Here is a 6,357-nt window from a genome sequence, read left to right on the forward strand (position 1 = left end):
GCTACCAGCGGCGGACGGCGTCGAGCGCGTCGATCAGACCGGCTCCGTAGAAGCCGTTCTTGTCCTTGCCACCCTCGCAGACGGCGTCGACGGTGCCGTCGCCGTTGATGTCGTACGGGTTGGTGCAGGCGCGGTCGTCGGCCTGCGCGTACAGCAGCGCCTTGAGGGCCGCCGGGCTCGCGTAGGGGTGCGTCGACTTGAGCAGCGCCAGGACGCCCGCCGCGTGCGGCGCGGCCATCGACGTGCCGGCCTTGTAGTTGTAGCCGCCGTTGACCGTGGTCGACAGGATGCGGCCGTTGACCGCCGGGGCGTCCGGGGTCTGGTACTCGGTGCGGTCACCGCCGGGGGCGGCGATGTCGATCACGCCGAGACCGTAGTTGGAGTAGGACGCCTTGAGGTCCTTGGCGCCGGTCGCGGAGACCGTCACGACGCCCGGCAGCATGGCCGGGTAGTCGAAGCACTCCTTCGGGTCGATGACCCGGTCGCCCGGAGTGGTGTCGTTCGGGCTGCTGTTGTCGAGGATCGAGTCGGCGGCCAGGTCGAACTTGGAGTTGCCGGCCGCGGCGACGTTGACCGCGCCCTTCTTCTCCGCGTACCGGGTCGCGCGGGTGACCGCCTCGATGAGGGCCTTCTGGTCCTCGTCGTTCTTGCAGGCGAACATCCACGGGTCGGTGTAGTAGCTGTTGTTCGTGACGTCGACGCCGTGCTCGGCCGCCCACACGAAGCCACAGACGACGGCCTCGGTGTAGAAGAAGCCGTCAGGGGTGGACACCTTGATGCCGGAGACCTTGACGCCCGGGGCGACACCGGTGATGCCCACGCCGTTCTTGGCGGCGGCGATCGTGCCGGCGACGTGCGTGCCGTGGTCGCTCTCGCCCGGGTTGGGGCGCCACGAACCGGCGGTGGTGTCCGGCTTGCCGGACACGCAGTTGGCGGACGCGGCGACGTCGAAGTTCGGCGCCAGGTCCGGGTGCGTGTCGTCGACACCCGTGTCGATGACGGCGACGGTCACGCGCTTGCTGCCGAGCGTCTTCTGGTGGGCCTTGTCGGCCTTGATCGCCGGCAGGTCCCACTGCAGGGGCTCCAGCGGGTCCTGCTCGTCCGTGGCGGCGGCCGCGGCGGCCTTGGCCTCGGCCGGGGAAAGCGTCTGCGCGCCCTCGTCGACGGAGTCGTCGGACTGGACGGAGAGCGGGGCGGTACGGGTCGAACCGGCCGACACCACGCCACGCGCCTGACGGATCGTCTTCGCGAACTCGGGGTTCTGCGAGTGGACGACTATCACGCCTATCTGGTCGTACGAGATGACCACCTCGCCGCCCGCGGCGGCGATCGCCTTCTTCACCGAGGCCGCGGTCCAGCGACCACCCTCGATGTTCACGACGTACGACAGCTTCGGGCCGTTCGTCGCCACGGTGGCCGAGGCGCCGCTCAGCTCCGCGGCGGATGCGGCGCCGGGGGCAAGGAAGCCGAGCGAGGCCGTGAGCGCGAGGCCGACCGGCAGAGCGAGTGCTCGGCCGCGCCTCGATCCCAGATGAGCCATGGGTTCTCCACATCATCCGTATGTACTGCTCGCGCGCGGGTTTGCGCGCGGGCAGGTGCATGACGAGTGAAGCTATCGCTGATCTTCCCGAACGTTCAATGAGTTGAGAAGACTTCATGAAGATCCGTTCAAGGAATTCCCCCGTGTGAACCGCTTCGCTTCCCGCTCCGTGCCGTTGGACAGGGGAGGAGCTCCGCCCGGAGCCCCGCGTCCCGCACCCCCCGGTGAGGCCCCCTTGACCATGCCGTCCGCCCCCGCGTCACGAGGAGATTCCGTGGCTACCGAAGCACCGCCGCCGCCCAGGAAGGGGACGGAGACCGACCAGGGTCCCGCCTCGCCCACGACGGAGGAGTTCATCGAGGTCCAGGAAGGCGCGGAGTTCGGCGAGCTGCGCCGCACCTACCGCTCCTTCGCGTTCCCCCTGACCCTCGCCTTCATCGCCTGGTACCTGCTGTACGTCCTGCTCTCCAACTACGCCGGCGACTTCATGGGGACCAAGCTCTTCGGCAACATCAACGTGGCGCTCGTCCTCGGCCTCGGCCAGTTCCTCACCACCTTCCTCATCGCCTGGCTCTACTCGCGGCACGCGGCGAACCGCCTCGACCCCAAGGCCGAGGCCATCCGACACCGTATGGAGGGCGACGCATGAGCACCCCCGTCCTGCTCGCGGCGGGCAACGCCACCAGCGAGCACCGGCCCCTGATCATCGCCCTCTTCGGGGCCTTCGTCGTCGCCACCCTGTTCATCACGGTCTGGGCCGGCCGCCAGACCCGCAGCGCCGCCGACTTCTACGCCGGCGGCGGCCAGTTCACCGGCTTCCAGAACGGCCTCGCCATCTCCGGCGACTACATGTCCGCCGCGTCCTTCCTCGGCATCAGCGGCGCCATCGCCCTCTACGGGTACGACGGCTTCCTCTACTCGATCGGCTTCCTCGTCGCCTGGCTCGTCGCCCTGCTCCTGGTCGCCGAACCCCTGCGCAACTCCGGCCGCTTCACGATGGGCGACGTCCTCGCGTACCGCATGCGCCAGCGGCCCGTCCGCACCGCAGCCGGCACCTCCACCATCGTCGTCTCGATCTTCTACCTGCTCGCCCAGATGGCCGGCGCCGGCGTCCTCGTCTCACTGCTGCTCGGCATCACCAGCGACGGCGGCAAGATCGGGATCGTCGCCCTCGTCGGCGTCCTGATGATCGTCTACGTGACGATCGGCGGCATGAAGGGCACCACCTGGGTGCAGATGGTCAAGGCCGTCCTGCTCATCGCGGGCACCCTCCTCATCACCTTCCTCATCCTCCTGAAGTTCGACTTCAACCTCTCGCAGCTGCTCGGCGCCGCCGCCACCAACAGCGGCAAGGGAGACGCCTTCCTCGAACCCGGCCTCAAGTACGGCGCCACCGCCCTCTCGAAGCTGGACTTCATCTCCCTCGGCATCGCCCTCGTCCTCGGCACCGCCGGCCTGCCCCACATCCTGATCCGCTTCTACACGGTGCCGACCGCGAAGGCCGCCCGTAAGTCGGTCAACTGGGCGATCGGCATCATCGGCGCCTTCTACCTGATGACGATCGTCCTCGGCTTCGGCGCCGCCGCACTGCTCAGCGGCGACACCATCAAGGCGTCCAACAAGGCGGGCAACACGGCGGCCCCGCTCACCGCCCTCGAAGTCGGCGGCGGCGCGGGCTCCACCGGCGGCGCGATCCTCCTCGCCGTCATCTCGGCGGTCGCCTTCGCCACCATCCTCGCCGTGGTCGCCGGCCTCACCCTGGCCTCCTCCTCGTCCTTCGCGCACGACATCTACGCGAACGTGATCAAGCGCGGCAAGGCCACCGAGCAGGAGGAGATGCGGGCCGCCCGCTGGTCCACCGTCCTCATCGGCATCGTCTCCATCGCGCTCGGCGCCCTCGCCCGCGACCTCAACGTCGCCGGCCTGGTCGCCCTCGCCTTCGCGGTCGCCGCCTCGGCCAACCTGCCGACGATCCTCTACTCGCTCTTCTGGAAGCGGTTCACCACCCAGGGCGCGCTCTGGTCGATCTACGGCGGACTGATCTCCTCCGTCGTCCTCGTCCTCTTCTCGCCGGTCGTCTCCGGCGGACCGGCCTCGATGTTCAAGGGCGTGGACTTCCACTGGTTCCCCCTGGAGAACCCCGGCCTTGTGTCGATCCCGCTCGGCTTCCTCCTCGGCTGGCTCGGCTCGCTCCTCTCCAAGGAGGAGCCGGACCCGGGCAAGTACGCGGAGCTCGAAGTCAAGTCGCTCACCGGCGTGGGGGTCGCCGCCGCCGTCAAGCACTGACCGCAGCGCGCCGGACCGTATACGGTCAGCGACCACCGCACGGTCGCGTCGTAGAGTTCTACGACGCGACCGCGCCGGTCCTCGTGACAATCCACCCTGCTCGTGGGCCCCGCGCTCACGTAGGCTCGGAACACACGCATCCACACGACGGGGAGGGGGCCCACAGTGCTCATCGACACCTACGGCAGGGTGGCCACCGACCTGCGCGTCTCGCTCACCGACCGCTGCAACCTGCGCTGCACCTACTGCATGCCCGAAGAGGGCCTCCAGTGGCTGGCCAAGCCGGATCTGCTCACCGACGACGAGATCGTCCGGCTGATCAGGATCGCGGTCACCGACCTCGGCGTCACCGAGGTCCGCTTCACCGGCGGCGAGCCGCTGCTCCGCCCCGGCCTCGTCGGCATCGTCGAGCGCGTCGCCGCCCTCGCACCGCGCCCCCGGATGTCCCTCACCACCAACGGCATCGGGCTCAAGCGCACCGCGAGCGCCCTCAAGGCCGCCGGGCTCGACCGGGTCAACGTCTCCCTCGACACCCTGCGCCCCGAGGTCTTCAAGACCCTCACCCGCCGTGACCGCCACCAGGACGTCCTCGACGGCATGGCCGCCGCCCGGGACGCCGGCCTCACCCCGGTCAAGGTCAACGCCGTCCTGATGCCCGGACTCAACGCCGACGAGGCGCCCGACCTCCTCGCCTGGGCGATCGAGGAGGGGTACGAGCTCCGCTTCATCGAGCAGATGCCGCTCGACGCCCAGCACGGCTGGAAGCGCGACGGCATGATCACCGCGGGTGACATCCTGGAGTCCCTGCGTACCCGCTTCACGCTGACCGCCGAAGGCGCCGAGGAGCGCGGCTCGGCCCCCGCCGAGCGCTGGGTCGTCGACGGCGGACCGCACACGGTCGGCGTCATCGCCTCCGTCACCCGCCCGTTCTGCCGGGCCTGCGACCGCACCCGGCTCACCGCCGACGGACAGGTCCGCACCTGCCTCTTCGCCACCGAGGAGACGGACCTGCGGGCCGCGCTCCGCGCCGAGGAGCCCTCGCCCGCTTCCGACGCGGCCGTCGCGGAGCTCTGGAAGAAGGCCATGTGGGGCAAGAAGGCCGGCTCCGGCCTCGACGACCCGAGCTTCCTCCAGCCCGACCGCCCGATGTCGGCGATCGGCGGCTGACCGCGGCCAGGCCGCGGGCCGACCGCTAAGTCGCGGGAGAATCCTGGGGGTTCGTGTCCTCGGACTCCCACTCCGCGAGCGGCACGACGTCCTTCAGGAAGCCCCGTACACCCAGGAACTGGGAGAGGTGCTCGCGGTGCTCCTCGCACGCGAGCCAGGTCTTGCGCCGCTCGGGCGTGTGCAGCTTGGGGTTGTTCCACGCGAGGACCCAGACGGCGTCGGCGCGGCAGCCCTTGGCGGAACAGATCGGCTTCTCTTCGTTCACCTGATCATTGTCCAGCAAAGGCGATGCCGAGCAGCCACGGGGGGAGCTGCCCGGCATCGGTCCGTCGCTCCGACGGGGGATGCGGAGCGCGTAGGAAGTATGTCACGGCACATGGGGTCTGGTGCACCGGAACTACATGATTGATCTGAGCTTTTCTTGAGCTTTTCCGCCACTGTCCGTGATCAGTTCCGGCCGTACGGCCGGTCCGTGTCGGCGTCCCCCATCGCCTCGGCGCCACCGAGCGCGGGCCGCACCGGCGCCGGTACGAAGGTGGAGGGAAGGGACGGAGCGGACTCCCGTCCCGCGTTGGCGATGACCACGGCGACATAGGGGAGCAGGACGCCCAGGGCCAGCGCCACGAAGGCCACGTGCCGCTCGACGTTCCACAGCACCGCGGCGGCGATCACGGAGAGCGTCCGGACCGTCATCGAGATGACATAGCGCCGCTGCCGCCCGCGCACGTCGTCGGCGAGCCCCTGCCGGGCCCCCGTGATGCGGAAGACCTCGGTCTCGCCACGCTTCGGCATCGCCGTCCACCACCCACCGCTCGCGCCGGACCCTCCCCGGCCCGGACCTCGCTCCACCGTACGCCCGCCCCCTCGCGCCGACGAGACCGGGGCACGAATGGCGCTGTCCGACATGCGCCGTTTGGCCGACGGGTCGAGACTGGGCCACACATGCGTACAAGGAGGCGACGATGAGTTGGTTGTGGGCGATCATCGTGGGATTCGTCCTCGGCCTGATCGCGAAGGCGATCCTGCCGGGGAAGCAGCAGATCCCGCTCTGGCTGACGACCGTGTTCGGCATTCTCGGCAGCGTGCTCGGCAACGCGGTCGCGACCTGGATCGGCGTCAACGACACCAGGGGCATCGACTGGACCCGCCACCTGCTCCAGCTGATCGGCGCCGTCGCCGTGGTCGGCGTGGGCGACATGCTGTGGGCCTCGCTGAAGGGCAGCAGGCAGCGCACCTAGGCGCCTGAGAGAGACGGAGGCCCGGGGGGGGGGGGGGGGGGGGGGGGGGGGGGGGGGGGGGGGGGGGGGGGGGGGGGGGGGGGGGTGTTGTGTTGTGCTGGCGCACACCCCGATATATCTACTTCC

7 protein-coding genes are annotated in these 6,357 nt (G+C 69.9%); 4 read left to right on the top strand and 3 right to left on the bottom strand.

The genetic code is table 11. The annotated features are described in order from the left end of the window. Position 1 precedes the first annotated feature (1 nt). Positions 2-1,540: a S8 family peptidase gene (locus ACZ7G1_RS32465; RefSeq protein WP_470878207.1), complete on the bottom strand. Its 1,539-nt coding sequence runs from the start codon at positions 1,538-1,540 to the stop codon at positions 2-4. Between the two features lie 274 nt (positions 1,541-1,814). Here ACZ7G1_RS32465 and ACZ7G1_RS32470 point away from each other — a divergent pair, with 274 nt between their 5' ends. The 3 genes from ACZ7G1_RS32470 (at position 1,815) to moaA (ending at position 4,993) form a co-directional block, all read left to right on the top strand. Then, positions 1,815-2,189 carry a DUF485 domain-containing protein gene (locus tag ACZ7G1_RS32470; RefSeq protein ID WP_470878205.1) on the top strand — a complete coding sequence of 125 codons (375 nt, stop codon included), beginning with the start codon at positions 1,815-1,817 and terminating at the stop codon, positions 2,187-2,189. Continuing rightward, positions 2,186-3,826 (top strand): solute symporter family protein, encoded by a 1,641-nt coding sequence (locus ACZ7G1_RS32475; RefSeq protein WP_470878203.1) that lies wholly within the window; start codon positions 2,186-2,188, stop codon positions 3,824-3,826. Before ACZ7G1_RS32470 ends, ACZ7G1_RS32475 begins: the two co-directional genes overlap by 4 nt. Before the next feature lie 165 nt (positions 3,827-3,991). Then, entirely contained in the window at positions 3,992-4,993 is a 1,002-nt protein-coding gene (gene moaA / locus ACZ7G1_RS32480) for a GTP 3',8-cyclase MoaA (RefSeq protein WP_470878201.1), read from the top strand. Positions 4,994-5,018: 25 nt separating this feature from the next. On the opposite strand, the gene ACZ7G1_RS32485 is transcribed toward moaA, so the two are convergent. After that, a complete protein-coding gene (locus tag ACZ7G1_RS32485) occupies positions 5,019-5,258 on the bottom strand; it encodes a hypothetical protein (protein WP_470878199.1) in 240 nt (79 codons plus the stop codon). A 182-nt stretch (positions 5,259-5,440) separates the two neighbouring features. Then, positions 5,441-5,785, bottom strand: a complete 345-nt coding sequence (locus tag ACZ7G1_RS32490; protein WP_470878197.1) for a DUF3099 domain-containing protein — start codon at positions 5,783-5,785, stop codon at positions 5,441-5,443. A 170-nt stretch (positions 5,786-5,955) separates the two neighbouring features. Here ACZ7G1_RS32490 and ACZ7G1_RS32495 point away from each other — a divergent pair, with 170 nt between their 5' ends. Continuing rightward, positions 5,956-6,231, top strand: a complete 276-nt coding sequence (locus ACZ7G1_RS32495) for a GlsB/YeaQ/YmgE family stress response membrane protein (RefSeq protein WP_470878195.1) — start codon at positions 5,956-5,958, stop codon at positions 6,229-6,231. Positions 6,232-6,357 lie beyond the last annotated feature (126 nt).

This window comes from Streptomyces sp. NPDC037273 (genome assembly GCF_055603625.1).

Excerpts from the sequence above, each read along its gene's own strand:
- ACZ7G1_RS32465 (WP_470878207.1), bottom strand. The coding sequence starts at position 1,540 with ATGGCTCATCTGGGATCGAGGCGCGGCCGAGCACTCGCTCTGCCGGTC.
- ACZ7G1_RS32475 (WP_470878203.1), top strand. The coding sequence starts at position 2,186 with ATGAGCACCCCCGTCCTGCTCGCGGCGGGCAACGCCACCAGCGAGCAC.
- ACZ7G1_RS32490 (WP_470878197.1), bottom strand. The coding sequence starts at position 5,785 with ATGCCGAAGCGTGGCGAGACCGAGGTCTTCCGCATCACGGGGGCCCGG.
- ACZ7G1_RS32495 (WP_470878195.1), top strand. The coding sequence starts at position 5,956 with ATGAGTTGGTTGTGGGCGATCATCGTGGGATTCGTCCTCGGCCTGATC.